Below are 26,067 nucleotides of genomic sequence, written 5' to 3'. Positions count from 1 at the left end.
TAGCGTTTGCACCCCCGTCACCGGGCATTTTTGCGGGACAGGCATACGCGAATCCGCAGGCCAGGAGCTACTTGGCCTCAGCCGACCAAGAACGGCCGGGGCAGGTGTCCCGATGAACGACCGTCGAACGGGCGCCTGACAGACCAACGACGCACGGCTCACCCGACCTGCGTAGGATTTTGTCAGCATGAAGCTCGCCGAAGCACTCCTGCAACGGTCCGACGCCCAGCGCCGGGTCGACCAGCTGCGCGACCGCGTCACCTCGAACGCGCGCTACCAAGAGGGCGAAGAGCCCACCGAGGACGCCGGCGAGCTGCTCGCACAGGCCGTCGAGACCCTGGCCACGCTCGAGTCGCTCGTCGTGCGCATCAACCTCACCAACGCCCGCACGACCCTGCCGGGCGGTGACACGATGACCGCGGCCCTGGCCCGCCGCGAGACGCTGCGCGCCACCCACGCCCTGCTCGTGACCGCCTCCGACGCTGCCCGCGGCGCCTCGGGCGGGTACCGACAGCTGCGCAGCGAGCTGCGGATGTTCTCGGCCCTCCCGGTCGCCGAGCTGCGGGACCGCGCCGACGTCGTCGCCCGCGAGCTGCGCGAACTCGACGTCGAGATCCAGAAGACCAACTGGGAGGCCGAGCTGCAGAACTGACCTGCGCGGTGAGTCGGTAGACGTCACCGGGGCGAGCACGAGCCGAGGCCGGCGGTCGATCCGGTCACTGCAGGCGCGGAGGGCAGCGCCACGACTCACGTCGTCACCACTCAGCCCCGCACCGATCACCGGTGACCGCGCACCCTGCACTGATCACCACCGTGTGCTGACCGGAGACGTCGAGGGCGGGATCGGGGACCTCACCGCGCCTCCTCGGGCCACGGCCGTCGGCGCGCCCGCGCCCGGCACGTCGAGTGCCGCGGCCGGTCTCGCGGCGAGCGTGCCGCTCGGTAGGCTCGTCGGGTGACCGATCAGGCAGCCCGAGGGGCGTTCATCGTGTTCGAGGGCATCGACGGGTCGGGCAAGTCGACGCAAGCCCGGCTGCTGGGTGCACGACTCGGCGACGCGGGCGTGCCCGTCCACCACACGGCCGAGCCGACCAACGGCCCCGTCGGCACCCTGATCCGCAACGGCTTCAACCGACGCGTCGACCTCGACGACCGCGTCATCGCGTCACTCTTCGTCGCCGACCGCCTCGACCACATCACCAACGCCCACGACGGCATGCTCGGCATCGTCGAGCGCGGCACGACGGTCGTCTGCGACCGGTACCACCTGTCGTCGCAGGCCTACCAGGCGTCCGACGTCGGCAGCGACTGGATCGCCTCGTCGAACTCGATCAGCACCTCACTGATGCTGCCCGACCTGACCGTCTACCTCGACGTCTCACCCGAGGTCGCGCTCGAACGCCTCGCCAGCGGACGCACGACCACCGACCGGTTCGAGGTCGACGAACGCCTCCGAGCCGCGCGCGCACGCTACGCCGAGGCGATCGAGCGGGCCGACGAGGTCGTCGTCACCATCGACGCCGACCGCTCGAGCGACGAACTGGCCGACGAGGTCTGGCGCGAGGTGTCGAGCCGGCTCGACCTCGGGTCGCTGGCTCGCCCGCGGGGCTGACGCCGCGCCTCCCGGGGCTGACGCCATGCCTCCCGGGCTCGCTCCTGCCTGACGGGACGACCGGCGCCGACAGGGCGACCGGCGCTGCCGATCAGGAGGCGCGGGCCGCGTCGAGCGCGGAGGGTGCGGCGACCGAGACCCCGTCGCGGGTGATCTCGGCCCAGACGTCGTCGAGCGACAGGCCGACCACGGCGGCGATCGCCGCGATGGTCGAGAAGGCCGGGGTCGCCACGCGGCCCGTCTCGATCTTCCGCAGCGTCTCGGGTGAGAGCCCCGCGTCGAGCGCGACCTGCAGCATCGGCCGGGGGCCGCGGGCGTGCCGCAGCACGGCGCCGAGACGGCGACCGCGCTCGATCTCGGCGGGGGTGAGCGGCAGTCGGACCATGCCCCGAGCGTAGTGCGAGGGGGCGCCTTGTGGGATACCTTTACCGGGATGATCTTCGGCACCAGAACGGCAGGACACCCATGATCGAGATCTTGAACCCCTCCGAGATCGAACGGGCCCGGGCGACCGGCGCGCTCGTCGGCACCATCTTGCAGACGCTGCGCGACCGGGTGACGGTCGGCACGAACCTGCTCGACGTCGACTCGTGGACGAAGACCATGATCGACGAGGCCGGCGCGGTCTCGTGCTACGTCGACTATGCGCCCTCGTTCGGGCGCGGCCCCTTCGGGCACTACGTCTGCACGGCCGTGAACGATGCCGTCCTGCACGGGCTGCCGCACGACCGCCGCCTCGTCGACGGCGACCTGCTGACGCTCGACCTCGCCGTCGTGCTCGACGGGGTCGCGGCGGACTCGGCCGTGAGCTTCATCGTGGGCGACTCCCGCCCGCCCGAGAGCGTCCGCCTGATCGAGACCACCGAGCGGGCCCTCGAGGCCGGCATCGCGGCCGCCGGCCCCGGGGCGCGCATCGGCGACCTGTCGCACGCGATCGGCAGCGTGCTGTCGGAGGCGGGCTACCCGATCAACGTCGAGTTCGGCGGCCACGGCATCGGCTCGACCATGCACCAGGACCCGCACGTCTCGAACACCGGACGCCCCGGCCGCGGCTACCGGCTGCGGCCCGGCCTGCTGCTCGCGCTCGAGCCCTGGGTGATGACCGACACCGACCAGCTGGTCACCGACGCCGACGGGTGGACGCTGCGCAGCGTGACCGGCTGCCGCACCGCGCACAGCGAGCACACGATCGCCATCACCGACGACGGCGCCGAGGTGCTCACGCGACGACCGACCCGCTGACCCGTCGTCGAGCCGCCGCTCAGCGGTGGTCGACCGGCTGCCCCTGGCCGGTCAGCCGCAAGAATCCGCTGAGCAGGCCGAGCCCCGCGATCGAGGTGGGCAACCCCGTCGCGAGCAGCGGCGAGTGCACCAGGAACGCCGCCCACTTCGCCCGCGACAACGCCACGTTGAGCCGGTTCGGCATCAGCAAGAAGTCGAGGCCGCGCGGGATGTCCACCGCACTCGACGCCGCCAGCGACACCACGGCCACGACCGCCTCTTGCCCCTGGAACAGGTCGACCGTGCCGACGGGGGTCTCGTCGAACCCTGCGGCGTCGAGGTGGTCGCGCAGCACGGCCCCATGGGCGTTGTAGGGCGCGACGACGATCACGTCGGCCGGGGCCAGGGGCCTCGTGCCGTCGCCGTCCGACCAGTCGAGGCCGACCACCGAGCGGACGATCTCGACCACCGCGCGGGCCTCGTCGACCGACGAGGTGGTGTTGCCGACGTGCGTCACGGACTCGACGTGCAGCCCGGGCGTGAGGCCGTCGAGCCGCCGGTCGGACGCGTGGGCCGTCAACGCCCCGCCGTACGACAGCTCGCTGACCGGGGCACAGAGCGCCGGGTGCATGCGCCAGGTCGTCGACAGGAAGTACCCGTACCGGTCGGGCAGCACGTCGTGGCCGTCGGCCAGCCAACCGAGGGCCGACTCGTCGACGGGCTCGGGGTGGCTGCCCTGGCTGACCTGCGGCAGCTGCTGAGGGTCGCCGAGCAACAGCAACCGGGTCGCCGCGACCGAGGCCGCGACGGTCGAGGCGAGCGAGAACTGCCCGGCCTCGTCGACGACCAGCAGGTCGAGGGAGGCGCGGGCCACCTTGTCGGCGTTCGCGAACCCCCAGGCGGTCGCCCCGAAGACGGCACCCACGGCCTGCCCGCCCCCGACGGCGCCGGCACCGGCACCGGCACCGGCACCGACGGCACCGGCACCCTCGTCGCCCGCACCACCCGCCCCGCCGTCCGCCTCGGCCAGGAACGCGGCCTCGCCGCCGGACTTCAGGGCGCGCCACGGCTGCTCGTCGGCCTGCTCGGCGGTCGTGCCCGACTTCGGCACCTTGCCGACCCGCTCGGGGTCGACCCCGGCCGAGATCGCCGCCCGCAGCACGTTCTCGACGACCGCGTGCGACTGCCCGACGACGCCGACGCGCCAGCCGTGCTCGCGCACCAGCCGGGCGATCACCCGTGAGCCGACGTAGGTCTTGCCCGTGCCGGGCGGGCCCTGCACCGCCAAGTACGACCGGTCGAGGTCGAGCAGGGTGTCGACGACAGCCGAGACGGTGTCGTGCCCGACGACAGCTGCGGGCGCGCCGCCGGATCGCCGGCGCGGGGGCTGCCGTCGCAGCAGGTCGAACGCCGGGTCGGGCAACATCTCGGGCAGGGCGTCGAGCACGCGCCCGCCCCACTCGGCGATCGCCTCGGGTTGTGGGGTGGCCCGGGGAGGCGCGGCGGGGGTGAGCGCGACGGGGACGGCGTCGTGGCGGTCGTCGTCGCCCGTGACGCGTTCGAGCAGGACGACCTCGTGGCGGTCGCCGTTCGGGCCGGCCTCGACCACGGTCGAGCCGACGGCACCGCGCAGCCCCGGGCCGAGCGAGGCGACCCCGGCCGGGACGGGGGCGTCGTAGACGGCGTAGGGCGCGCCTCCTTCGGTGAGGCGGCTGCCGGGGGCGAGCCGCCCGCGCAGCCGCAGCTCACGGCTGAGCTTGCGGGCCCTGGGCAGCTTCTGCCACTCGCGCTCGACCGAGGCCGTCTCGACGACGAACACGTCGCGGGTGTCGGCCCAGTCGTCGACGGGGTTGCGCAGCCGGTCGAAGTGCTCTTGCCAGAACGTCTTGGCCTCGCGACGGTGGTAGTCGATGGCCGACGCCGCGAGGGCGATCGCGGTCTGGTCGGGGGTGCGGTCGAGCGGGTCGACGTCGGCCACGTGCACCGCGAGGCCGACGGCGACCGGGTTCGGTTCGCGCGGCACCCGGGCCAGCTCGAACGGGTCGGGCGCCGTCGGCCCGTCGGGGTCGTCGGCGGGTGAGCCGTGACGGTCGGCCAGCTCGAGCAGCCAGTCGCGCAGCCGCAGGGTCGACCGGCAGTCGTACTCGTTGTAGTCGCGCACCTCGTCGAGCATGAGGTCGCCGCGAGCGGGGTCGCCCGTGGTGCGTTCGGCGATCGCGTCGACGTACATCGTGATGCTCGCGGCGGCCGTCGTGACGTCGCTCTGTCTCAGGTCGTCACCCATGTAGAGGGGCTCGAGCTTCTTCAGGGAGTAGCTGCGCGAGCCGACGAGCAGCGCCTGCCGCACGACCGGGTAGAGGTCGACGAGCACGCCGTCGCGCAGCAGGTCGTCGACGGCGTCCTCGCCCACGCCGTGCCGGGCGGCGAGCGAGAGCAGGTGGCTGCGCTCGTACGAGGCGTAGTGGTACACGTGCAGGTCGGGGAACCGTCGGCGCCGCTCGGCGAGGTAGTCGAGGAAGTCGATCAGCGCCTGCCGCTCGCCCGCGAAGTCGTGACCCCAGAAGGCGCGGAACGTGCCGTCGGCCTCGACCAGCCCGAACAGGTAGTCGAGCCCCCACGCCCGACCGTCGCCCTCGGTGTAGAGCGGGTCGCCCTCGAAGTCGAAGAACACGTCGCCGGGGTCGGGGCGAGGGATGGTGCGCAGGGCCGCCGCGTCGACGACCTCGACGGCCGGCGCACCCGCCTGCCCCCGCTCGGTCGCGAGCTGCACGCGGGCCTGGCCGCGCAGGCGGGTGAGGGCCGTCGCGCCGATGCCGGCGACGGGGCCGGTCGACGCCGCCAGCTGGTCGATCGTGCCGACGCCGGCCTGGTTCAGCCGCTGACGTTGCTCGCCACGCAGGCCCGCGACCAGCACCAGGTCGCGGTGCTCGTCGACCTGCGCCTGGCACGCCGCGCAGCGCCCGCAGGCCGTGACGCCAGGGTCGCCCCAGGCCAGCGGCCCGTCGGCGGCGAGCCGGTCGTCGAGGGCGGCCCGCAACCGGTCGCGCTGGACGCGGTAGACCGGCAGCACGTCGGCGACATCGTGCACGCTCTCGCTGCCGTCGCCGAGCACGAGCCGGACGGTGTCGGCCGAGGGCAGCCCGAGCGCCCGGATCTGGTCGGTGTACGCCGCCACCTGCAACAGGGCGGGGATCTTCGCGTGCCGCGCCAGCTTGGTGTCGTAGACCTCGTAGGTGCCGGCGTCGGTGCGCACCACGAAGTCGTCGAAGCCGATGAACGAGCCGTCGAAGAAGGTCGCCTGGAAGAGCACGTCGGCCCCGGACGCCATCGCGCGCCGCGCCTCCTCGGCGGCCGCCGCGTAGCCCGAGGGCGCCGGGCGCTCGAACTCGACGACGTCGCGGGTCGCCCGCAAGGCCTCGAGGTAGCGCAGCTCGTGCGCGTCGCCGAGCCGGGCCGTGCGGTCGAGCATGTCGTCGGAGGCGTCGGCGACGGCCTCGACCCGGCCGAGCTTCGCGTCGAGCCGCCGCAGGAACGACCACTCGCACGCGGCCCAGGTCGTCAGGTCGGACGGGCTGGTGACCACCCGGTCGTCGTCGAGGTACACGCGGACTCCTCCTGTCGGGGCGCGGCCTGGACACCCGCCACGAGCCTAGGAGGCGCCACCGACACCCCGGGACGCCTCACCGGCCGAACCGAGACGGCGTCGTCAGTCGGCGGTCGGCGACGCCGGTGCGGTGCGCAGGTGCAGCCGCTCCCCCTGCCGGCCGAACAGGCTGAGCACCTCGACCGCGTGGTCGTCGGCCCGGCCGAACCAGTGCGGCGTCCGCGTGTCGAACTCGGCCGCCTCGCCCGCGGGCAGCACGAGGTCGAGGTCGCCGAGCACGAGCCGCACCCGCCCCCGCAGCACGTAGAGCCAGTCGTAGCCCTCGTGGGTGCGCAGCACGGGTTCGCTGCGCGGCGAGTCCGCCGGGATCACCATCTTGAACGCCTGGATCGCCCCGCCCCCGCGCGAGAGGGGCACGACGGTCATGCCGTGCTGCTGCCGCGGCTTGAGGTGCACGCGCGGGTCACCGGTCTCGGGCGCGCCGACCAGGTCGTCCAGCGGCACCCCGTGCTCGCGGGCGAGCGGCAGCAGCTGCTCGAGCGTCGGTCGGCGCTGGCCCGACTCGAGCCGCGAGAGGGTGCTGACCGAGATGCCGGTGCGCTCCCCCAGCTCGGCCAGGGTCACGCCGCGGCGCGCCCGCAGGGCCCGGAGGCGCGGGCCGACCGCCGCCAGGACGTCGTCGGTGCTCGTGGTGTCGCCGCGGGGGGCGTCGGTCGGATCGGTCATGTCGGACATCTTGCCACTTCGGCAAACGAGCTTGCCAGTCTGACGCCTGGCGTCGCAGGATCGTCACAGGAGGTCACACCATGACGAACCAGAACACCCACCCGATCGACGGAGCTCACGACGTCGTCGTGATCGGCGGCGGAGCAGCCGGCCTGAGCGGCGCCCTCAGCCTCGTCCGAGCACGCCGCGACGTCCTCGTCGTCGACGACGACCGTCCGCGCAACGCGCCCGCCGACGGCGTCCACGCGTTCCTCACCCGCGACGGCGTCGCGCCGCGCGAGCTCACGCGGCTCGGCCGGGCCGAGGTCGAGGGCTACGGAGGCGCGGTCACCTCGGGCACCGTGACCGGCGTCCGCCGCGACGACGACCCCGAGCACCCCTTCGTGGTCACCGTCGCCACCCCGGGTGCCGACGACCGCGAGGTGCGCGCCCGGCGCCTCCTCGTGACCAGCGGCCTCGTCGACGAGCTGCCCGCCGTCGACGGGCTCGCCGAGCGCTGGGGCCGCGACGTCGTGCACTGCCCCTACTGCCACGGCTGGGAGGTGCAGGACCGCGTGATCGGCGTGCTCGCCACGAGCCCCTTCGCGATGCACCAGGCCCTGCTCTTCGGGCAGTGGAGCCGCGACATCGTGCTGTTCACGAACGACTCGTTCGCGCCCGACGACGAGCAGGCCGAGCAGCTGCGCGCCCGGGGCGTCACGGTGGTCGACGGACCGGTGGCCCGCCTGCGCGTCGAGGACGACACGCTGACCGGCGTGACGCTCGTCGACGGCAGGACCGTCGCCGTCGGCGCCCTGGCTGTGATGGCCCGGGTGCGCTCCCGTGCCGGCTTCGTGGCCGACCTCGGGCTCGAGGCGACCGAGCACCCGGCCGGCGTCGGCACCCACCTCGCCACGGTCGAGCCGTTCACCGGCCGGTCGGCCGTGCCCGGCGTCTGGCTCGCCGGCAACGTCACCGAGCCGATGGCGCAGGTCGTCGCGGCCGCCGCCGCAGGCACGATGGCGGGCGCGGCGATCAACATGGACCTGATCACGGCCGAGGTCGGGGCGGCCGTCGCCGCCCGGCGCACCGACGAGGGCACGGACGAACGCCCCGACGACGGCACGGACGAACGCACCGACGAGAGGATCGACGCATGAGCGAGCGGGACAAGCAGCATCGGCAGCACGAGCACGGCGGCGGCCACGACCACCCCGTCTTCGACCGCGCCTACTGGGAGGACCGCTACGGTGCGCCCGGCCGGGCCTGGAGCGGTCGCCCGAACGCCGCCCTCGTCGCGGAGGCCTCCGCGCTGACCCCGGGGCACGCCCTCGACGTGGGCAGCGGCGAGGGCGGCGACGCCCTCTGGCTCGCCTCGGAGGGCTGGCGGGTCACCGGCGTCGACATCTCGCAGAACGCCCTCGACAAGGCGGCCGCCTCGGCCCGCGAGCGGGAGGACGTCGACCCCGAGCAGCTCTCGTGGCAGCAGGCGGACCTCACGACGTGGAGCCCGACCCGCGCCGCCTTCGACCTCGTCACGGCGCACTTCATGCACCTGCCGCCGGCCGACCGTGAGCGGCTCTTCCCGGCGCTGGCCGAGGGCGTGGCACCGGGCGGCACGCTGCTGATCGTCGGGCACGACGCCGACGCCCTGCCGGGCGGGACCGGCCGACACGGCGACCCGGGCATGCTCTTCACCGTCGACGAGGTGGTCGGGCGACTGTCGCCCGACGCGTGGCAGGTCGAGGTGGCCGAGGTGCGACCGCGCGACATGACGGGGCCCGACGGCGACGTCTGGCACGTCGCCGACGTGGTCGTGCGTGCCACGCGCCGCGCCGACTGAGCCCGTCGCCGCCCCGGCAGCACGCTGACGCGGGTCGGAAGGTGCCGGCACGCAGGACGGGCGGGCCCGGCCGGACCAGGCGTCGTGTGACGCCCGTCCGACACGGACCCGCCCGTCCTCGGCGGCCGCAGCCTGCTACAGCGCGCTGATCTTCAGGCGCAGCTGGTGGGCGCCCGGCCGCAGTACGTGCCGCGACGCCACGTCCGGACCGCACGCCCGCGACCCCACGCCGTGCTGGGCGGCGTCGAGGTACAGGTGGGTGCGGTCGCTCGCGGGCAGCTCGTGCGGGTGCTCGGCGACGCCGATCTGCTGGGCCGTGTGGCGGCTCAGCGTGAAGCCGGGGCGTTCGCCCGTCGCGCTCGGCACCGCCTCGACGCGCAGCCACGGCCGATCGGCCTGTCCGAGGTCGAGCGTGCGCAGGTCGCTGCGGTGCCCGGTCTCTTGCGGGCGGGCGTAGCCGGCCGACAGCTCGTCGACGCCGGACTCGTAGCGCCCGACGAACGCCGAGTGGCGGCTGTCGGGGTACGACTCGCGCGGCCCCGTGCCGAACCACGACGCGTGGTCGACGTCGCCCGGCAGGTCGAAGCGCACGCCGACGCGAGGCCAGACCATGTCCCACCAGCCGGTCGGCACGATGTCGATCGACAACCAGAGGTCGTCGCCGACCAGCTGCCACTGCTCGTCGGTCGTCACGGCGTTGCGCGTGTCGGCCGCGGCGTAGCGGGTGCGGACGCGCACCGAGTCCGGCGCGACGCTCACCGACTCGACGCGGGCGGTCAACCGGTCGAGGCCGGCGAGCAGCCAGGTGTCCTGCGAGCTGGGCAGCACGCCGACCTCGTACAGGTCGACGCGGTGACGGTTGCGCATGACGTCGCGGTCGCGGTCCTTCGGCGTCAGCCATTCGCCGCGGTCGTTGTCGGTCGGCGCGCGCCACAGCTCGAGGCGGGCGCCGTCGACCGGGCGTCCGGCCAGCGAGACGAGTCGCCCGTCGTCGAAGACGGCCGGGCCCAGTTCGACCCGCCCCGAGGAGGCGCGGGTCGCGTGGCCGCGCCCGTCACCGGCGGTCGCGGGGCGGGGCGTCGCGACCTGCACCGGTGCCGGCGTGAGGTCGAGCTGCTGGGTCGAGATCACGTGACCCGCGTCCGCCCACACGGTGGCGTCGGCGAGTTCGGCGGTGACCGTCAGCCAGGTCTCGCCGGTGCCCGACAGGGGCACCTCGGGCAGCGAGACGAAGACCGTCTCGTGGGCGGCCAGCGCGCCGCCGTCGAAGCCGATGACGTCGAGGGTGCCCGAGCGCGCCTCCTCGCCGTCGTGCGTCGCGACCCAGCGGAACACGACGTCGGAGGCGTCGGCCGAGTGCCGCAGGTTCGCCACGACGAGCACCGGCGCGCCGTCGACCGTGGGGGTCTCGAAGCGCAGGCGGATGGGCGCCACGACCTGGGCCCACTCGAACAGGCCCGGCGACGGGGTGTCGTCGCTCAGCACCATGCCGTCCATGACGAAGTTGCCGTCGTGCACGACCTCGCCGAAGTCGCCGCCGTAGCCGAAGTACTCGACGCCGTCGGCGGTGTGCGTGCGGAGGCCGTGGTCGCGCCACTCCCAGACGAAGCCGCCGTGCAGGCGCGGGTAGGCGTCGACCAGGTCTTCGTAGTCGTCGATCGCCCCCGGGCCGTTGCCCATCGCGTGGACGTACTCGCAGAGGACGAACGGCTTCGAGCGCTGACGCGCGGCCTCGGCCGGGGTGCAGCCGAGCAGCGTGAACGACTCGTCGCCCGAGCCGATGGCCCGGGTCTCGTCGATCCACGAGTACATGCGCGAGTAGACGTCTGTGTACGCGCCCGTGTAGTCGCCCTCGTAGTGGACCGGGCGGCCGCCGTCGCGGGCGTGCGTCCAGGCCGCCATCGCGGCGAGGTTGTGGCCGGTGCCCGACTCGTTGCCGAGCGACCACATCACGATGCTCGGGTGGTTCTTGTCGCGCTCGACGGTGCGGACCATGCGGTCGACGTAGGCGTCGTGCCAGGCCGGGTCGTCGCTCGGGTTGCCGATCCACTCCTGGCGTTCGAAGGCGTGGGTCTCGAGGTCGCACTCGAGGACGACCCAGAAGCCCAGCTCGTCGGCGAGGTCGAGGAGGCGCGGGTGCGGCGGGTAGTGCGAGGTGCGGATCGCGTTCACGTTGAACCGCTTCATCTGGGCGAGGTCGCGGCGCGACCACTCCTCGTCGAAGACGCGGCCCCGGTCGGGGTGGGTCTCGTGGCGGTTGACGCCGTGGAAGACCACGCGGCGGCCGTTGACCTCGAACTGGTCGCCGACGATGCGGACGGAGCGGAAGCCGAGGCGCAGCGAGATCGTCTCGGCACCGCCCGTGCTCGAGACGGTGGCATCGTAGAGGCGGGGGGTCTCGGCGCTCCACGGCTCGACCTCGTCGAGCTCGACGGGGGCGACGTCGGCCGGGGTGGCCCAGGTGACGTCGACGCCGAGCTCGGGCACCGAGAGCGTGACCGGGTACGCGGAGTCGGCCGCGGTGATCTCGGGGACGATCGCCGCGCCTCCTCGGCCCTGACCGGCCGCGCCGTGGAACGGCGTCCGCAGCCAGACGTCGTCGAGGCCGCCGACCGGGCGGGCCTGCAGCGTGACGCTGCGGAAGATGCCGGGCAGCCACCACTGGTCTTGATCTTCGACGTAGCTCGACGCCGACCATTGGTGCACGCGCACCGCGACGACGTTCGTGCCCGGGCGCAGGGCGTCGGTGACGTCGAACTCCTGCGCGAGGCGGCTGCCGACGCCCATGCCGATCTCGACGCCGTTCAGCCACACGACGTAGCGCGACTCGACGCCGTCGAAGCGCAGCAGCACGCGCTCGGCACCGTCGAAGGACGACGGCAGCTCGAAGCTGCGGCGGTGGTCGCCGGTCGGGTTGGCGTCCGGCACGAACGGCGGCTCGGTCGGGAACGGGAACTGCACGTTCGTGTAGATCGGGGCGCCACGCGAACCGTCGCCACCCAGCACCCAGTGCGAGGGCACCTCGATCTCGCCCCACGACGAGTCGTCGAGGTCGATCGCGCCGACGCCGTCGACGGGCTCGCCCTCGGGCAGGACGCCGCGGCCGCCGAGGGTGCCGGGGGCACCGGGCAGCAGGCGGAACGACCAGGTGCCGTCGAGCGAGAGCGTCGGGGCGTCGGTGTGCAGCCAGGAGCGCGCGGGGGTGCGCGCGCCCTGACCCGGGCCGGTGTCGGTCAGGTAGTCGGCGGAGACGACGGAGGGGGTGGTGGGGGTGCCGGGGGTGGAGCCGGTGGTGGTGCTGATGGTCACTTGACGCTTCCTTCGGTGAGGCCGCCGCGCCAGAAGCGCTGGAGGACGACCATGGCGATGACCAGCGGGATGATCGACAGCAGCACGCCGCCGGTCGTCAGCTGGTAGAACTCGGGCAGTCGGTCGGTCTGGCTGAGCCAGTTGTTGAGGCCGAGCGTGACGGGGAACTTGTCGACGTCGCTCAGCATGACCAGGGGCAGGAAGTAGTTGTTCCAGATGCCCACGAGCTGGAACAGGAACACCGTGACGAGCGCCGGGGTGAGGATGCGCAGCCCCAGGGTGTGGAAGATGCGCAGCTCGCTGGCGCCGTCGAGGCGGGCGGCCTCCATCAGCGACGTGTCGACCGTGGCCTGCGCGTAGATGCGGCAGAGGAACAACCCGAACGGCGACACGAGCGACGGCAGCAGGACGCTCCAGTAGGTGTTGGCGATGCCCATCTGGCTGAACAGCAGGAAGAGCGGCAGGGCCGTCGCAGTGCCGGGCACCAGCACGCCGCCGAGGATCGTGCCGAAGACGACGTTGCGCCCCCGGAACTCGTACTTGGCGAGGGCGTAACCGCCGGCCGCGGCGAAGTACGTCGCGATGAGGGCGCCGACGCCGGCGTACAGCACCGAGTTGAGCACCCAGCGGACGAAGATGCCGTCGCCGTAGGTGAGCACCTGGCCGAGGTTGTCCCAGAGGGAGAAGGTCGGGGCGAACCAGAAGCCGAACGTGCCGAACAGGTCGGGGGTCGTCTTGGTCGCCGCGACGACGACCCAGTAGACCGGCACCAGGAAGTACAGCGCGACGACGACCAGGACGGCCGTGACGATGATGGTGGACGCCTTGGAGCGCCCGGCGGACCGGTCGGGGCCGGCGCTGCGGGCACGGCGGCTCGCGGGCTTCTCGGCCCCTCGCCCCCGCCCCTGCGCGGTCACGATGGACTCGGTCTCGGTGGCGTGCTCGGCACCCTTCGTCGAGATGCTCATTTCTGCTTCCTGTTCGTGATGCTGAGGAACGTGATCGACAGCGCGAACGCGACGAGGGCGATCAGGACCGACTGGGCGGCCGCGACGTTGTAGTCGTTGTAGGCGAAGGCCGTGGTGTACGCGCTGAGGTTCGGCGTGTACTGGCTGTCGATGGCCGGCGAGACGCGTTGCAGCACCTGGGCCTCGGCGAACAACTGCAGCGTGCCGATGATCGAGAAGACCGCGGTGAGCAGCAGGGCCGGGCGGATCAGCGGCAGCTGGATGCTGAACGCGACGCGCAGCGCCGAGGCGCCGTCGACCTTGGCGGCTTCGTACAGCTCGACCGGGATCGACTTGAGCTGGGCGATGATGATCAGCATGTTGTAGCCGGTGTAGCTCCAGGTCACGATGTTTGCGATCGACCAGAGCACGGTGTTCGCGCCGAGGAAGTCGGGGGTGACGCCGAAGACCTCGCCGATGTCGATGATCGGGCTGAGACCGGGCACGTAGAGGAACGACCAGAGGATCGTCGCGATGACGCCGGGCACGCCGTACGGCAGGAAGTACGCGGCACGGAACACCCCGGGCCACTTGGCCGACGCCGACTCGAGCAGCAGCGCGAGCACGGTGCAGAGGATCAGCATGACCGGCACCTGGACGATGCCGAACAGGAACATGCGGCCGATCGAGGCGACGAAGTTCGGGTCGCCGATCACCTGGGCGTAGTTGTCGAAGCCGGCGAAGCCGCTGGTGACGCCGCCCTCGCCGAACAGTCCGCTGCGGGTGACCTTGGTGAAGCTCGAGAAGACGGCGATGACGATCGGGATCACGAAGGTCAGCGCGAAGAGCGCCAGGAACGGCGCGAGCAGCACCCACGGCGCCCGCTTGACGGCGCCCTTCGAGCTGCTGCGGCGAGGCCCCGAGGAGGCGCGGGTCAAGTCGGTCGCGGCCTCGGGCCTGGTGTCGGTCGCGGCGCTCATGCGTTCGCCTTGCGGATGGTGAGGCCCTTGTTCTGGAAGACGGCCATGATGTCCTTCTCGGCCTGCGCGACGGCGTCGACGAGCGTGCCGCCCGACGCCTTGCCGCGGAACCCGTCGCTCAAGATGTTGAAGGACTGCTGCGTGATGGGCCACCAGCTCCAGTCCTGGTTCTGGGCGGACTCCTGCGTGGCGGGCACGAAGACCTCCTGGTTGTAGTTCTGGCCGCTGAAGAACGGGCTCGGCTGCTCGCGCAGCGTGCCGACGACGTCGCGGGCCGGCGACCAGCCGATGCCGCAGTACTCGATGAGGGCGTTGATGCCCTCGGGGGTCGTGGTCATCCAGACCGCGAAATCGAGGGCCTCTTGGGGGTGCTGGCTGTTGGCCAGGATCGCGGCGGTCGAGCCGCCGAGGAAGCTCGAGGCGTAGCCGGTCTGCCAGGTCGGCATCGGGGCGCACTTCCACTTGCCCTCGGCGCCGCTGACGCCCTCGATCAGGGCGTCGCCCCACGAGCCGGTGGTGACCGAGGCGATGGTGCCGGCACTGGCGGCCGAGAACCAGGCCGGGGTGTAGGCGCCGTACGCGGTCGTCACGATGCCGTCGTCGATCGCCTTGTCGAAGAAGCGCGCGACGGTGAGCGTCGCGTCGTCGGTCATGTCGATGACCCAGCCGTCGTCCTCCGCACGCAGCCACGAGGCTCCGGCCTGGGTGGCGTAGGCGGCGAACAGCGAGGCGTCGGCCAGCGGGAACGAGTCCATCAGCACGCCCGCACCCTTGAGCTCGGCGCCGACGGCGGCCCACTCGTCCCACGTGCCGGGGACGGCCGCGCCGACGGTGTCGAAGACCGCGGGCTGGTAGAACATGCCCATCGGGCCGCTGTCCTGCGGGATGGCGTAGATGCCGTCGGTGTAGCTGACCTGGTTCCAGAGGGTGGGGTCGTAGAGGTCGGCGTACTGCTCGGCGCCGTAGCGCTTGAGGTCGACGACGCCGTTCGCGAGCAGGAACTCGGGCAGCGAACGCAGCTCGACCTGGGCGATGTCGGGGCCCGCACCCGCGGCGAGCGCCGAGTAGAGCTTCTGGTACCCGCCGGCGTTGCCGCCGGGGATGAACACGGTCTCGACCTGCACCCGCGACTGGCTCTTGTTGTAGAGCGCCGTGACCTGGTCGAGGCCCTTGAGCCAGGCCCAGTACTGCAGCTTGACCGGGCCGTCGGCGGCCGGGATGGTGGGCAGGGAGTTCACCGAGGTCGTCCCGGGCGTGGCACAGCCGGCGAGCATCGCGGTGGCGCCGGCGGTCACCCCCAGGCCGAGCAACTGGCGTCGGGACATCGGGCTCATGTTCATCTCACTTCGTCGTGGGGCCGTGGCGAGAGCGACGCTAACACAAATTCGAGTGGTCGTTCGATTTTCACCTGCGGGGCGCCTGGGAGGTCGTAGAGTGTCCGATCATGACGACGACCGGCTCGACGACGAGCGACTCCGACGGTGGGCCGGCCGCCCCGACCGGCACCTCTCGTCCCGCGCGTCGCGGCCCGTACGCGAAGTCGGCCGAACGCCGGGTCGCGATCGTCGACGCCGCGTTCGAGGTCTTCTCGTCGAAGGGCTACGTCGGCGGGTCGCTCCGTGACGTGGCCGAGGTCGTCGGCATGAGCCAGACGAGCCTGCTGCACTACTTCCCGTCGAAGAGCGCCCTGCTGCTGGCGGTGCTCGAACGACGTGACGCGGTCTCGGACCGCTCCGCCGCGCCTCCCGACTGCGGCGGCCTGGTCGAGACCGTGCTCGGGCAGGCGCGGCACAACGAGAGCGTGCCCGGGCTGATCGCGCTCTACGCGGTGCTGGCCGGCGAGGCGGTGACGGCCGACAACCCCGGCAGCGGGTACGTCCGCGAGCGCTTCGAGCGCCTGCGGGTCGAGTACGGCGACGCCCTGCGAGCGCTGGAGGCGCGGGGCCGGTTGCGCCCCGGGGTCGACCCCGACCGTGCGGCGTCCGGGCTCGTGGCCCTGTGGGACGGCATCCAGGTGCAGTGGCTGCTCGACCCCGACCGCATCGACGTCGTACAGCAGCTGCAGGACTACCTCGAGCTGGTGATCGTGCCCGACGAGACGATCGGTCGGGCGTGAGTCGCCCCGTGCCCGTCCGGTGGTACGAGCCGTGGCCGGGGTCGGCCGTGGCGCCCGGACCGACCCTGCTGTGGCTGCACGGCGGCGGGTTCTTCCGTGGGGGGCTCGACCAGCCCGAGGCGCACGACGTCGCCCGGTCGCTCGCCGCACGCGGGGTGAGGGTGGCCACGGTGGACTACCGTCTCGCGCCTCCCCCGGGTCTCGGTGGCGCCGCGCCCCTGCTGATGCCGTCTCGCGGTCGGTACCCGCTGGCGCTCGACGACGTGCTCGCCGCCCACGGCGAGGTCGTCGACCGGTCACCGGAGGGCGTGATCGTGGGAGGCGCGAGCGCGGGGGCGTGCCTGGCCGCGGCGGCCACCCTCCACACGATCGACGAGGGACGCCCTCCGGTCGGCGCCGTGTTCGCCTACGGCTTCTTCCACGCCCGGCACCCCCGGGTCGCCGAGGCCGGTCATCGATCACGAGGCCATCGCGGCCTCAGCCACGCCCGGTGGGCCCTCGACGTGATGAACCGCAACTACGCCGGGTCGGCGGCGGCACGGGACGAGCGTCTGGCCTTCCCGGGCGGTCACACGCTGACGGGGTTTCCCCGCACCCTCGTCGTGACTGCCGAGCGCGAAAACATGCGTGCCTCGGGCGACCTCTTCGCCGCAGAGCTCGCCGAGGCAGGGGTCGACGTGCAGCACCACGTGCTGCCCGGCACCCGTCACGCCTTCTTGAACCGGCCCGGCCTGGCCGAGTTCGCCCACACCGTCCAGCTCGTCGCGGAGTGGACCCGTAGGGGTTAGCCTCGGGGCACGGAAGGGGGCCGATGTCGAGGACGACCGTGTCGAGTGCGGTGACCGTGGTGGCCGGGGGCTTCGTCGTCCTGTCGGGCGCGCTCGGGCTCTGGCAGCAGGCGGCGCCGTCCACGACGGTCGCGTTCGGGGTGCGGGTCACGCTGCTCGTCGGCGTCGCCGTGCTGGTGATCGGCTCGAGGTCGCGGCCCGGCCTCCACCGTTCCTCGCCGGTGGCCGCCGTGGCGCTGCTGCTCTGGCCGGTCGCCGATCTCGTCTCGGCGGTGTCGTTGGCGTTCGTCCGCGACCTCGAACAGCTCGCGGTGCTCGGGCCCGTGCTGTACGCCGTGCAGGTCGTCGGGCTCACCGGCGGACTGACCGGAGCGGTCCTCGTGACGCGGTGGCGCCTCCTCGACCCGTGGGCGGCGTGGGCGCTGGTCGCCGTCGTCGGACTGCGCGTGGTGTTCGCCCTCTCGAGCGTGGCACCCGTGCTGTACACGCCGCTCGCCCTCGTCATCGCGCGGGCCTACGTCGTCGTGCCGCTCGCGGTGGTGGCGTTCGGCGTCGGGCTGATCCTGCACGGCCGGGCCGCCCGGGTGAGGGCGCGGCTCGACCGGGCGGTCGACGCGTGGCGATCGAGCACGGACGTGACCTGACGGGACGCGTCCGATCGCCAGGCCGAGCCGAGCCTCCTGGGCACCGCGTCAGCGGAAGTCGCCGACCTGACGGTCGACGGGCACGGTGCGCTCGACGACGACGTCACCCGTGTGGGCCGTCGTCGTGGTCTCGATCAGGACGATCTCGACCTCGTCGTCGGCGACGGGGTTGTGCTGCACGCCCCGGGGCACGACGTGGAACTGGCCGGAGGTGAGCACCACCTCGACGTCGTCGGGCAGCTGGATGCGCAGGGTGCCTGAAACGACCAGGAACATCTCGTCCTCGGCGTCGTGCGCGTGCCAGACGAGTTCGCCGAGCAGCTTCGCGACCTTCACGTACTGGTCGTTCACCCGCCCGACGACCCGGGGCGTCCAGTGCTCGGTCACCTGGCGGAGTTCGGCCGCGACGTCGATTCCGTGGAGGGCAGTCATGCGGCCATTCTCGGGGCACGGCGGTCCGTCTCGCGACATCGCGCTCGTGTCTGGTTCGATGGCCCGATGACGAAGCAGCCGATGGCGCCGGTCCCGAAGGCACGAGCCGGCGACCGAGTCGCGGTCCTCTCCCCCGCCTTCGCGGCCCCGGCCGTGTCGGCGGAGCTGCACGAACAGGCCCTGCGGCGGCTCGCCGAGGTGACGGGGCTCGTGCCGGTCGAGTACCCCACGACACGACAGCTGGGGGCGACCGCCGAGGCCCGGGCGGCCGACGTCACCGCCGCGTTCGCCGACCCCACCATCCGAGCCGTGCTCGCGACCGTCGGCGGTGACGACCAGATCACGGTCGTCCCCCACGTCGACGCCGAGGTCCTGGCCGCGAACCCGAAGCCCTTCGTCGGGTACAGCGACAACACGAACCTGCACGCCCTGCTGTGGGGCCTCGGCGTGCCGAGCTACTACGGCGGGTCGACCATGGTGCACCTCGGCCCCGGGCCTCACGTGGACGACGTGCACGTGCTGTCGCTGCGAACCGCCCTGCTGGACGGCGGCGTCCTCGAGTTGACCGATCCCGGCGAGTCCGAGGACTTCGGCGTGCCGTGGGACGACCCCCGGGCGCTGACCGAGTTCGGTGACCGTGAGCCGACCGGACCCTGGGCCTGGGCGGGCCCCGACCGCGTCGTCGAGGGCACGACGTGGGGCGGTTGCCTCGAGGTGCTCGACCAGCTCGCGCTGGCCGACCGCCTGCCGCCGACCTCCGACCTCGAAGGCGCGATCCTGCTGCTCGAGACCAGCGAGGAGCTGCCGTCCGCGGACCAGGTCGGCCGGTGGGTGCGCGCCCTCGGCGAGCGGGGCGTCCTCGAGGTCGTGGCCGGTGTGCTCGTCGCCCGTCCGCCCGCGAGCGCCCTCGGCTCACCCGTGCCGACGGCGGCAGAGCAGGAGGTGCGGCGCACCGCCCAGCGCGACGTCGTCGTCGAGCTGGTCGCGCGGTACGCCCCCGAGGCCGTCGTCTGCGTCGGGGTGCCGTTCGGGCACACGCGACCGCAGTGGATCGTCCCGCACGGCGGCACCGTCCGCCTCGACGGTGTCGCGCGGAAGGTCGGCGCCGACTACTCGTAGGGGCCGGGCCGACGCCGTCAGAAGACGGCGACGGTCATTCCGGCGGTGACCGCCGGGCGGTCCATGGCCGTCAGGGCGTCGGGCAGGTCGTCGAACGCGATGGTGCGGCCGATGGACTCGAGGGGGCGCAGCCGGCCCGCGACGACGTCGTCGATCATGGCGGCGTACTCGCCCACCGAGATGCCGTGGCTGCCGAGCAGCTCGAGTTCGTCGGCGATCACGCGGCCCATGGGGATGACCGGGGCGGCCTCGTCGTCGAGCAACAGGCCCACCTGGACGTGCCGACCACGCGGGCGGAGCGAGGCCACGGACGCCGCCGAGGTGACCCGGCTGCCGAACGCGTCGAGCGCGACGTGGGCACCCCCTCCTGTCACGGCGCGCACCCGCTCGACGGCGTCGCCGTCCATCGGCACGACCGCGGCACCCAGCGCCGCGGCTCGTTCGAGGGCGGCGGACGAGATGTCCGAGGCCACGACGCGCGCGCCGGCGGCGACCGCCACCGCCACGGCCGAGAGCCCCACGCCGCCGCAGCCGAACACGGCGACCCACTCCCCCGCCTCGACGCGGGCCCGGGCGTGCAGCGCGTGGTACGCCGTGCCGAACCGGCAGCCGAGAGCGGCCGCCTCGACGAAGCCGACCGCGTCGGGCAGGGCGACGACGTTCACGTCGGCGTGCGGCACGACCACGGACTCGGCGTACGACCCGGGCAGGGTGAAGCCGGGCTGCTGCTGACGGGTGCACACCTGGGTGGCGCCCGCCCGGCACTGCTCGCACGTGCCGCACGCGAAGACGAAGGGGGCCGTCACGCGGGCCCCGACGGCGACGCGTGAGACCGCCGGGCCCACCGCCGTCACCACGCCCGCGAACTCGTGACCCGGTACGTGGGGCAGGCGGACCGAGTCGTCGTGGCCCTTCCAGGCGTGCCAGTCGCTGCGGCACACCCCCGTCGCCGCGACGCGGACCACCACGCCGTCGTCCGGCGGGGCCGGCGTCGGGAGGTCGACGAGGGACGGAACCGACCCGAACTGGTCGTACTGAACGGCGCGCATCCCCCGATCCTGACACGAGCCGGGCTCCGGCCGCCCGCCACCCCGGACGGAGGCGCGCGACAGCGGGTAGGAACGGTGCATGAGCCTCGCATCCACCCTCCTCCGCCTGACCGTCGGCGGCTTCTTCGTCGGCCACGGACTCCAGAAGCTGACCGGCGCCTTCGACGGGCCCGGCCTGGCCGGCACCGAGCAGATGATGGCCGGCACGGGCATGCACCCGGCCGCCCGCAACGCCCGCCTCGTCGCCGTCACCGAGACCGCCGGCGGCGCCGCCCTGGCCCTCGGCGCCGCGACCCCGCTCGCCGCCGCCGGCATCGTCGGCACGATGGTCACGGCCGTCCGCAAGGTGCACCTGGCCAAGGGTCCGTGGGTCACCGAGGGCGGCTACGAGTACAACGCCGTCCTGATCGCCGCAGCCGCAGCCCTGGCGTCGGGCCCCGGCGGGCCCTCGGTCGACCAGCTCTTCGGCAAGAAGTCGTGGGGTGCCGGCGGGACGGTGTTCGCCCTCGTCGCGGGCGTCGTCGCCTCGTTCGTCGCGGTCGAGCTGGGCAAGCGCGCGACCCCGCCGACCGAGCCGGACGCCGACCCCTCGACGGCCTGATCCCCCGGCGTCGTCTCGTCTCGTCCCCAGGGCGCGACCTCCCGGTGACGGGCGGTCGCGCCCTTCGTCCGCACACCGGGTGACGGTGGCCTCTGCGACCATGGGGCCATGACACCGACGAGCACCGCGACCGACATCGACGCCGAGGCACTCGACCTGCTGCGCGCGCTCACCGGGCGCGACGACGCCGTCTTCCACGACGGCCAGCTCGAGGCGATCCGGGCACTCGTCGCCGATCGACGCCGGGCCCTCGTCGTGCAGCGCACCGGGTGGGGCAAGTCCGCGGTGTACTTCATCGCGACGCTGCTGCTGCGCCGACGCGGCACGGGCCCGACCCTGCTCGTGTCGCCCCTCCTCGCGCTGATGCGCGACCAGGTCGCCGCGGCGGCCCGCGCCGGCGTGCGGGCGGTGGCCGTCAACTCGGCGAACGCCCACGAGTGGTCCGACGTGCAGCAGCGCCTCGTCGACGACGAGATCGACGTGCTGCTCGTCTCGCCCGAGCGCCTGAACAACCCGCGGTTCCGCGACGAGCAGCTGCCCGTCCTCATCGCCCGGTTGGGCATGCTCGTCGTCGACGAGGCGCACTGCATCTCGGACTGGGGCCACGACTTCCGCCCCGACTACCGCCGCCTCGCCGACCTCATCCGCACCCTGCCCTCCGGCGTCCCCGTGCTGGCGACGACCGCCACGGCCAACGCCCGCGTCGTGGCCGACGTCGCCGAGCAACTCGCCGTGGGGCCGGGCGACGAGGTGCTGACGATCCGCGGGTCGCTCGCGCGTGCCTCCCTGCGCCTCGGGGTGCTGCAGCTGCCGACGTCACGCGACCGTCTCGGCTGGTTGCTCAGCCACCTGGCCGACCTGCCGGGCAGCGGCATCATCTACACGCTCACCATCTCGGCGGCCGACGACACCGCTCGCCTCCTCCGCGAGGCAGGCCACGACGTCCGCTCGTACTCGGGTCGCACCGACCCCGAAGAACGCGAACAGCTCGAACAGCGACTGAAAGACAACGACCTCAAGGCACTGGTCGCGACGAGCGCCCTCGGCATGGGCTTCGACAAGCCCGACCTCGGCTTCGTGATCCACCTCGGCGCCCCGTCGTCGCCCGTGGCCTACTACCAGCAGATCGGCCGTGCCGGCCGGGCCACCGACAACGCCGACGTGCTGCTGTTGCCCGGCACTGAAGACGCCGAGATCTGGCAGTACTTCGCCACCGCGTCGATGCCGTCCGAGGCGCGGGCCTCGGCCGTGCTCGCCGAGCTGGGCGAGACGCCCCTGTCGACGCCGGCCCTCGAGGCTCGGGTCGACGTCAAGCGCACCCCGCTCGAGCTCATGCTCAAGGTGCTCGACGTCGACGGCGCCGTCCGCCGGGTGCAGGGCGGCTGGGTGAGCACGGGCCTGCCCTGGGTCTACGACGCCGAATGCTACGAGCGCATCGCCGCGGCCCGGGTGGCCGAACAAGAGTCGATGCTCACGTTCGAACGCGGGGCGACCTGTCGCATGCAGCTGCTGCAGCTCGACCTCGACGACCCCGCCGCCGAACCCTGCGGGCGGTGCGACGTCTGCGCCGGCGCCTGGTACCCGACCGACATCGCGGGCGAGGCGGCCACCTCGGCCGCCAGCACGCTCGACCGGGTCGGCATCGAGATCGACCCCCGAGCCCAGTGGCCCACGGGCGCCGACCGGGCCGGGGTCCCCGTCAAGGGCAAGATCCCCGAGGGCGAGAGGGTCGAACCGGGTCGCGCGCTGGCCCGGCTGACCGACCTCGGGTGGGGCAACACCCTGCGAGAGGTCTTCGCCACGACCGCCCCCGACGCTCCCCTGTCGAAGCACCTCCTCGACGGGGTCGTGCGCGTGCTCAAGGAGTGGCCGTGGGCCGAGCGCCCGGTGGGCGTCGTGGCCATGCCGTCGACGTCACGCCCCCAGCTCGTCGGGTCGCTCGCCGAGGCGATCAGCACCGTCGGGCGGCTGCCGCTGCTCGGCACGCTCGGCAGCGCCCGCCCGTCGGCCGGTCGTGGCCAGGGGGGCAACAGCGTCTACCGTCTGGCCGACGTCTGGCAGTCCTTCGAGGTCGGCCCCGAGCTCGCCGCGGCGCTCGCCGACGTGACCGGTCCGGTGCTGCTCGTCGACGACCTGGTCGACAGCCGCTGGACCCTCACCGTCGCCGGTCGCGACCTGCGCCGTGCCGGGGCTCCGGCCGTGCTGCCGTTCGCCCTCGCCGTGGTCGGCTGAGTCCGCCCTCGCAGCCGGCGGCGGACGTCAGCGCCCGAACCGCATGCCGTCGCGCGTCAGGGTGCTGAGGCGCATCAGCAGCACGTCCCGCGGGTAGTTCTGGTGCATCCGCCACGGCGAACGCGCCCCCTGCCTCGGCATCAGGTGCACGCCGCGCGAGACGTACCCGCTCGACAGGTCGATCAGTGGGCTCGTCGGCCCGGGCCTGGTCGGGGCGACCGGCACCGCCGACCGGTACCCGTGGCGGTCGAGGTGCCGCAGCACCCGCGAGACGTAGTGCACGACCAGGTCGATCTTGAGGGTCCAGGACGCGTTCGTGTAACCGATCGCGAAGGCGAGGTTCGGCACCCCCGACAGCATGAAGCCCTTGTAGGTCAACCGGGTCGCCGGGTCGACCGCGACACCGTCGACCGACAGCTGCATGCCGCCGAACAGCAGCAGGTTCAGCCCCGTCGCCGTGACGACCACGTCCGCGGGCAGCTCGCGCGCCTCCTGACCGTCACGGCCGGCGACCCGGACCCCGTCGGGGGTGAACCCCACGATGTCGTCGGTCACGATCTCGGCGTCACCCGATCGCAGCGACCGGAAGAGCGCGCCGTCGGGCGTGATGCAGAGGCGCTGGTCCCACGGGTCGTAGCTCGGCTGGAAGTGCCGGTCGACGTCGAAGTCGTCGGGCAGCCGCCGGGCCACCTGCGCCCGCAGGAAGGCCTTCATCTTCTCGGGCGACCGTCGGCTGGTCTGGAAGCTCAGCAGGGCCATCCCGATGCTGCGCCAGCGGATCAGGCGGTCGTCGACGACCTGTGGCAGCAGCCGCCGCCAGGCGCGGGGACGCTTCCGCTGCGACGGCAGCGACAGGACGTAGGTCGGCGACCGCTGCAGCATGGTCACGTGCTCGGCGGTCTCGGCGAGGGCGGGCACGAGAGTCACCGCCGTCGCGCCCGAGCCGATCACCACGACGCGCTTGCCGGTCGCGTCGAGGTCGGTGGGCCAGTGCTGGGGGTGCACGATGCGCCCGGCGAACGAGTCCTGCCCCGGGAACGCGGGCGACCAGCCCTCGTCGTAGCGGTAGTACCCCGAGCAGACGAACAAGAACGCGCACGAGATCGTGACGCGACGAGGGGCCGGGGCGGTGCCCGCGCCTCCTTCGCGCTCGGACAAGGCCGAGGGTCGCGCCGCCGAGCCGGCCGGGTCTGCCGGGCGGGCCGGGCCGGCCGGGTCTGCCGGGCGGGACGGGGCTGCCGGGTGGGCCGGGTCGGTGACGTCGAGCGTCACCGTCCAGCGGGCGTCGACCGACGACCAGTCGGCCGAGACGACCCGGTGTCCGAAGCGGATCAGCCCGGCGACGCCCGTCTCGTCCGCCGTGTCGCGCACGTAGTCGCGGATCGCCGCACCCGGCGCGATCGCCCGATGGTCGCGCCACGGCCGGAAGCCGTAGCCGAGGGTGAACATGTCGCTGTCGGACCGGACGCCCGGGTACCGGAAGAGGTCCCACGTGCCGCCGATCGCGTCGCGCGCCTCGACGACCGCGAGGCTGCGGCCGGGGAAGTCCCGACGCAGCTGAGCCGCTACGCCGACGCCCGACAGGCCCGCCCCGACCACGAGCAGGTCAACGTGCTCGACCCCGTCGTGACCGTCTCGGGTGGCGCCCCCACCCTGCGAGGCCGAGGCCGAGGAGGCGCGGGTGGCGTCGCTCACGGGACGAGCACGATCCGGATGGGGTCGCCCTCTTTGCGTTCGAGCATCTGCACGGCGCGTTCGGCCTCGGCGAGCGGCACGGTGGCGCTGACCGAGCGTGAGAAGTCGAGCCGCCCCCGGCCCGCCAGCGCGACGAGCGTGGTGACGTCGGAGGGTTCCGAGCCGTAGTGCCCGAGCACCTGCTGCTGCAGGAAGCTGAACTTCGTGCCGTCGGTGATCGTGATCGGCTTGTCCGAGAGGCCGACGAGCGTCAGGCGACCGCGGTACCCGAGGCAGGCGATCGCCTGCTCGCGGACGGCCGGCACGCCTGCGAAGTCGAAGGCCCGGGCGAGCCCGCGCCCGCCGGTGGCCCGACCGAGCGCCGTGGCGAAGTCCGGGTCGGCGGGGTCGAGGGCCAGGTCGGCGCCGAACTCGAGCGCCCGCTCGCGGGCCCGGGGCAGCGGGTCGACCGCGATGATCGGCGCGGCACCGAGCAGCGCGAGCAGCTGCACGGCGTGGGCGCCGAGACCGCCGACGCCCCAGACGCCGACCGCCGTGCCGGGGCGGACGTCCGCCGTGGTGGTCAGGGCGGCCCACGGCGTCGACACCGCGTCGGGGATGAAGCAGGCCTGCTCGAACGGCAGCGAGTCGGGGATCGGCACGACCGTGTCGGCGCGGGCCACGGCGAACTCGGCCCAGCCGCCGTCGTAGTCGACGCCCCGGGTGAAGACCTGGCCGTCGCGCTCCTCACCGGCCTGCAACAGGACGCGGTCGCCGACGGAGACGTGCGTGACACCCTCGCCCACCTGGTCGACCGTGCCCGCGACCTCGTGGCCGAGGGTGACGGTGTCACCCGGCAGCTTCAGCGGCGTGAGCGAACCCTGGATCAGGTGCACGTCGCTCAGGCAGACGCCCGCGGCGGCGACCGCGATGCGGACCTGCCCGGGGCCGGCGTCGGGGGTGGGCACCTCGGTGACCGAGAAGTGGCGGGTGCTGACGTCGAGGCGTCCGGCGAGCATGGTGACTCCGTCCTGCGGGGCCCGGTCGGTCGGCTCTGACCGCGGGCGTGACCGCACATCGGGTGCGACGCTACGCCGCCACGGCCGATGTTGCACGCTGCACCCGCCGCCGCCGCCGGTCGGCAGACGGACGGTCAGACCCCGGGAACGCGCCGAGACCCCCGCGCGCGCA

22 protein-coding genes are annotated in these 26,067 nt (G+C 73.2%); 11 read left to right on the top strand and 11 right to left on the bottom strand.

Annotated elements, in window-relative coordinates; translation table 11 throughout:
* Window positions 1–187: 187 nt before the first annotated feature.
* Together ITJ55_RS00515 and tmk are read left to right on the top strand one after the other, a co-directional pair.
* Complete coding sequence (locus ITJ55_RS00515; protein WP_194593646.1) at window positions 188–652, top strand: DIP1984 family protein; 465 nt, start codon at window positions 188–190, stop codon at window positions 650–652.
* A gap of 303 nt (window positions 653–955) precedes the next feature.
* Window positions 956–1,612, top strand: coding sequence for a dTMP kinase (tmk, locus tag ITJ55_RS00510; RefSeq protein WP_194593645.1), 657 nt, complete (start codon window positions 956–958; stop codon window positions 1,610–1,612).
* Window positions 1,613–1,703: 91 nt separating this feature from the next.
* Here tmk and ITJ55_RS00505 read toward each other — a convergent pair whose 3' ends face one another.
* The gene (locus tag ITJ55_RS00505; RefSeq protein ID WP_056258775.1) at window positions 1,704–1,997 is read right to left on the bottom strand and encodes a helix-turn-helix transcriptional regulator; all 294 of its coding nucleotides are present in this window, start codon (window positions 1,995–1,997) and stop codon (window positions 1,704–1,706) included.
* An 80-nt stretch (window positions 1,998–2,077) separates the two neighbouring features.
* On the opposite strand from ITJ55_RS00505, the gene map reads away from it, so the two are divergent.
* The gene (map, locus tag ITJ55_RS00500; RefSeq protein ID WP_194593644.1) at window positions 2,078–2,854 is read left to right on the top strand and encodes a type I methionyl aminopeptidase; all 777 of its coding nucleotides are present in this window, start codon (window positions 2,078–2,080) and stop codon (window positions 2,852–2,854) included.
* Between the two features lie 19 nt (window positions 2,855–2,873).
* Here the strand turns inward: map and ITJ55_RS00495 are convergent, their stop codons facing one another.
* Both ITJ55_RS00495 and ITJ55_RS00490 read right to left on the bottom strand, forming a co-directional pair.
* Window positions 2,874–6,437: a TM0106 family RecB-like putative nuclease gene (locus ITJ55_RS00495; RefSeq protein ID WP_194593643.1), complete on the bottom strand. Its 3,564-nt coding sequence runs from the start codon at window positions 6,435–6,437 to the stop codon at window positions 2,874–2,876.
* A 102-nt stretch (window positions 6,438–6,539) separates the two neighbouring features.
* Window positions 6,540–7,163: a helix-turn-helix domain-containing protein gene (locus ITJ55_RS00490; RefSeq protein WP_194593642.1), complete on the bottom strand. Its 624-nt coding sequence runs from the start codon at window positions 7,161–7,163 to the stop codon at window positions 6,540–6,542.
* Between the two features lie 80 nt (window positions 7,164–7,243).
* Between ITJ55_RS00490 and ITJ55_RS00485 the strand changes: the two genes are divergently transcribed.
* Entirely contained in the window at window positions 7,244–8,302 is a 1,059-nt protein-coding gene (locus ITJ55_RS00485; RefSeq protein WP_194593641.1) for an NAD(P)/FAD-dependent oxidoreductase, read from the top strand.
* Window positions 8,299–8,985, top strand: coding sequence for a bifunctional 2-polyprenyl-6-hydroxyphenol methylase/3-demethylubiquinol 3-O-methyltransferase UbiG (locus tag ITJ55_RS00480; RefSeq protein ID WP_194593640.1), 687 nt, complete (start codon window positions 8,299–8,301; stop codon window positions 8,983–8,985). Before ITJ55_RS00485 ends, ITJ55_RS00480 begins: the two co-directional genes overlap by 4 nt.
* A gap of 135 nt (window positions 8,986–9,120) precedes the next feature.
* On the opposite strand, the gene ITJ55_RS00475 is transcribed toward ITJ55_RS00480, so the two are convergent.
* From ITJ55_RS00475 to ITJ55_RS00460, 4 genes are all read right to left on the bottom strand, one after another.
* Complete coding sequence (locus ITJ55_RS00475) at window positions 9,121–12,222, bottom strand: glycoside hydrolase family 2 TIM barrel-domain containing protein (protein WP_228497595.1); 3,102 nt, start codon at window positions 12,220–12,222, stop codon at window positions 9,121–9,123.
* 68 nt (window positions 12,223–12,290) lie between these two features.
* Entirely contained in the window at window positions 12,291–13,262 is a 972-nt protein-coding gene (locus ITJ55_RS00470; protein ID WP_082486492.1) for a carbohydrate ABC transporter permease, read from the bottom strand.
* Window positions 13,259–14,221 (bottom strand): carbohydrate ABC transporter permease, encoded by a 963-nt coding sequence (locus ITJ55_RS00465; RefSeq protein WP_194593639.1) that lies wholly within the window; start codon window positions 14,219–14,221, stop codon window positions 13,259–13,261. The genes ITJ55_RS00470 and ITJ55_RS00465 overlap by 4 nt, the downstream gene beginning before the upstream one ends.
* Window positions 14,218–15,555, bottom strand: coding sequence for an extracellular solute-binding protein (locus ITJ55_RS00460; RefSeq protein ID WP_056258827.1), 1,338 nt, complete (start codon window positions 15,553–15,555; stop codon window positions 14,218–14,220). The genes ITJ55_RS00465 and ITJ55_RS00460 overlap by 4 nt, the downstream gene beginning before the upstream one ends.
* 110 nt (window positions 15,556–15,665) lie before the next feature.
* On the opposite strand from ITJ55_RS00460, the gene ITJ55_RS00455 reads away from it, so the two are divergent.
* From ITJ55_RS00455 to ITJ55_RS00445, 3 genes are read left to right on the top strand one after another with little or no spacing between them, the layout of a single operon-like run.
* Window positions 15,666–16,337 carry a TetR/AcrR family transcriptional regulator gene (locus ITJ55_RS00455; RefSeq protein WP_194593638.1) on the top strand — a complete coding sequence of 224 codons (672 nt, stop codon included), beginning with the start codon at window positions 15,666–15,668 and terminating at the stop codon, window positions 16,335–16,337.
* Window positions 16,334–17,125, top strand: coding sequence for an alpha/beta hydrolase fold domain-containing protein (locus ITJ55_RS00450; protein WP_194593637.1), 792 nt, complete (start codon window positions 16,334–16,336; stop codon window positions 17,123–17,125). The genes ITJ55_RS00455 and ITJ55_RS00450 overlap by 4 nt, the downstream gene beginning before the upstream one ends.
* A gap of 23 nt (window positions 17,126–17,148) precedes the next feature.
* On the top strand, window positions 17,149–17,769 hold the full coding sequence (locus ITJ55_RS00445) for a hypothetical protein (RefSeq protein WP_194593636.1): 621 nt from the start codon (window positions 17,149–17,151) through the stop codon (window positions 17,767–17,769).
* Window positions 17,770–17,817: 48 nt separating this feature from the next.
* Here ITJ55_RS00445 and ITJ55_RS00440 read toward each other — a convergent pair whose 3' ends face one another.
* Entirely contained in the window at window positions 17,818–18,201 is a 384-nt protein-coding gene (locus ITJ55_RS00440; protein ID WP_194593635.1) for a cupin domain-containing protein, read from the bottom strand.
* 66 nt (window positions 18,202–18,267) lie between these two features.
* Between ITJ55_RS00440 and ITJ55_RS00435 the strand changes: the two genes are divergently transcribed.
* Window positions 18,268–19,320: a S66 peptidase family protein gene (locus ITJ55_RS00435; RefSeq protein ID WP_194593634.1), complete on the top strand. Its 1,053-nt coding sequence runs from the start codon at window positions 18,268–18,270 to the stop codon at window positions 19,318–19,320.
* A gap of 17 nt (window positions 19,321–19,337) precedes the next feature.
* Here ITJ55_RS00435 and ITJ55_RS00430 read toward each other — a convergent pair whose 3' ends face one another.
* Entirely contained in the window at window positions 19,338–20,369 is a 1,032-nt protein-coding gene (locus ITJ55_RS00430) for an alcohol dehydrogenase catalytic domain-containing protein (RefSeq protein WP_194593633.1), read from the bottom strand.
* Between the two features lie 79 nt (window positions 20,370–20,448).
* Between ITJ55_RS00430 and ITJ55_RS00425 the strand changes: the two genes are divergently transcribed.
* Both ITJ55_RS00425 and ITJ55_RS00420 read left to right on the top strand, forming a co-directional pair.
* The gene (locus ITJ55_RS00425) at window positions 20,449–20,970 is read left to right on the top strand and encodes a DoxX family protein (RefSeq protein ID WP_194593632.1); all 522 of its coding nucleotides are present in this window, start codon (window positions 20,449–20,451) and stop codon (window positions 20,968–20,970) included.
* 108 nt (window positions 20,971–21,078) lie between these two features.
* Window positions 21,079–23,202 carry an ATP-dependent DNA helicase RecQ gene (locus ITJ55_RS00420; RefSeq protein ID WP_194593631.1) on the top strand — a complete coding sequence of 708 codons (2,124 nt, stop codon included), beginning with the start codon at window positions 21,079–21,081 and terminating at the stop codon, window positions 23,200–23,202.
* A gap of 27 nt (window positions 23,203–23,229) precedes the next feature.
* Here the strand turns inward: ITJ55_RS00420 and ITJ55_RS00415 are convergent, their stop codons facing one another.
* A complete protein-coding gene (locus ITJ55_RS00415) occupies window positions 23,230–24,897 on the bottom strand; it encodes an NAD(P)-binding protein (RefSeq protein WP_370543939.1) in 1,668 nt (555 codons plus the stop codon).
* Window positions 24,894–25,895: a zinc-binding dehydrogenase gene (locus tag ITJ55_RS00410; protein ID WP_194593630.1), complete on the bottom strand. Its 1,002-nt coding sequence runs from the start codon at window positions 25,893–25,895 to the stop codon at window positions 24,894–24,896. Before ITJ55_RS00410 ends, ITJ55_RS00415 begins: the two co-directional genes overlap by 4 nt.
* Window positions 25,896–26,067 lie beyond the last annotated feature (172 nt).

The organism is Frigoribacterium sp. VKM Ac-1396 (assembly GCF_015350895.1).
In the GTDB taxonomy this organism is placed as follows: domain Bacteria; phylum Actinomycetota; class Actinomycetes; order Actinomycetales; family Microbacteriaceae; genus Frigoribacterium.
Note: the sequence above shows the minus strand (reverse complement) of the source record. Positions and strands in the feature narration are given on the sequence as shown.

What these genes read in the sequence shown, in the direction of transcription:
- ITJ55_RS00515 (WP_194593646.1), top strand. Translation starts at nt 188, where the DNA reads ATGAAGCTCGCCGAAGCACTCCTGCAACGGTCCGACGCCCAGCGCCGG.
- ITJ55_RS00505 (WP_056258775.1), bottom strand. Translation starts at nt 1,997, where the DNA reads ATGGTCCGACTGCCGCTCACCCCCGCCGAGATCGAGCGCGGTCGCCGT.
- map (WP_194593644.1), top strand. Translation starts at nt 2,078, where the DNA reads ATGATCGAGATCTTGAACCCCTCCGAGATCGAACGGGCCCGGGCGACC.
- ITJ55_RS00490 (WP_194593642.1), bottom strand. Translation starts at nt 7,163, where the DNA reads ATGACCGATCCGACCGACGCCCCCCGCGGCGACACCACGAGCACCGAC.
- ITJ55_RS00485 (WP_194593641.1), top strand. Translation starts at nt 7,244, where the DNA reads ATGACGAACCAGAACACCCACCCGATCGACGGAGCTCACGACGTCGTC.
- ITJ55_RS00480 (WP_194593640.1), top strand. Translation starts at nt 8,299, where the DNA reads ATGAGCGAGCGGGACAAGCAGCATCGGCAGCACGAGCACGGCGGCGGC.
- ITJ55_RS00470 (WP_082486492.1), bottom strand. Translation starts at nt 13,262, where the DNA reads ATGAGCATCTCGACGAAGGGTGCCGAGCACGCCACCGAGACCGAGTCC.
- ITJ55_RS00465 (WP_194593639.1), bottom strand. Translation starts at nt 14,221, where the DNA reads ATGAGCGCCGCGACCGACACCAGGCCCGAGGCCGCGACCGACTTGACC.
- ITJ55_RS00460 (WP_056258827.1), bottom strand. Translation starts at nt 15,555, where the DNA reads ATGAGCCCGATGTCCCGACGCCAGTTGCTCGGCCTGGGGGTGACCGCC.
- ITJ55_RS00455 (WP_194593638.1), top strand. Translation starts at nt 15,666, where the DNA reads ATGACGACGACCGGCTCGACGACGAGCGACTCCGACGGTGGGCCGGCC.
- ITJ55_RS00445 (WP_194593636.1), top strand. Translation starts at nt 17,149, where the DNA reads ATGTCGAGGACGACCGTGTCGAGTGCGGTGACCGTGGTGGCCGGGGGC.
- ITJ55_RS00440 (WP_194593635.1), bottom strand. Translation starts at nt 18,201, where the DNA reads ATGACTGCCCTCCACGGAATCGACGTCGCGGCCGAACTCCGCCAGGTG.
- ITJ55_RS00435 (WP_194593634.1), top strand. Translation starts at nt 18,268, where the DNA reads ATGACGAAGCAGCCGATGGCGCCGGTCCCGAAGGCACGAGCCGGCGAC.
- ITJ55_RS00430 (WP_194593633.1), bottom strand. Translation starts at nt 20,369, where the DNA reads ATGCGCGCCGTTCAGTACGACCAGTTCGGGTCGGTTCCGTCCCTCGTC.
- ITJ55_RS00425 (WP_194593632.1), top strand. Translation starts at nt 20,449, where the DNA reads ATGAGCCTCGCATCCACCCTCCTCCGCCTGACCGTCGGCGGCTTCTTC.
- ITJ55_RS00420 (WP_194593631.1), top strand. Translation starts at nt 21,079, where the DNA reads ATGACACCGACGAGCACCGCGACCGACATCGACGCCGAGGCACTCGAC.
- ITJ55_RS00410 (WP_194593630.1), bottom strand. Translation starts at nt 25,895, where the DNA reads ATGCTCGCCGGACGCCTCGACGTCAGCACCCGCCACTTCTCGGTCACC.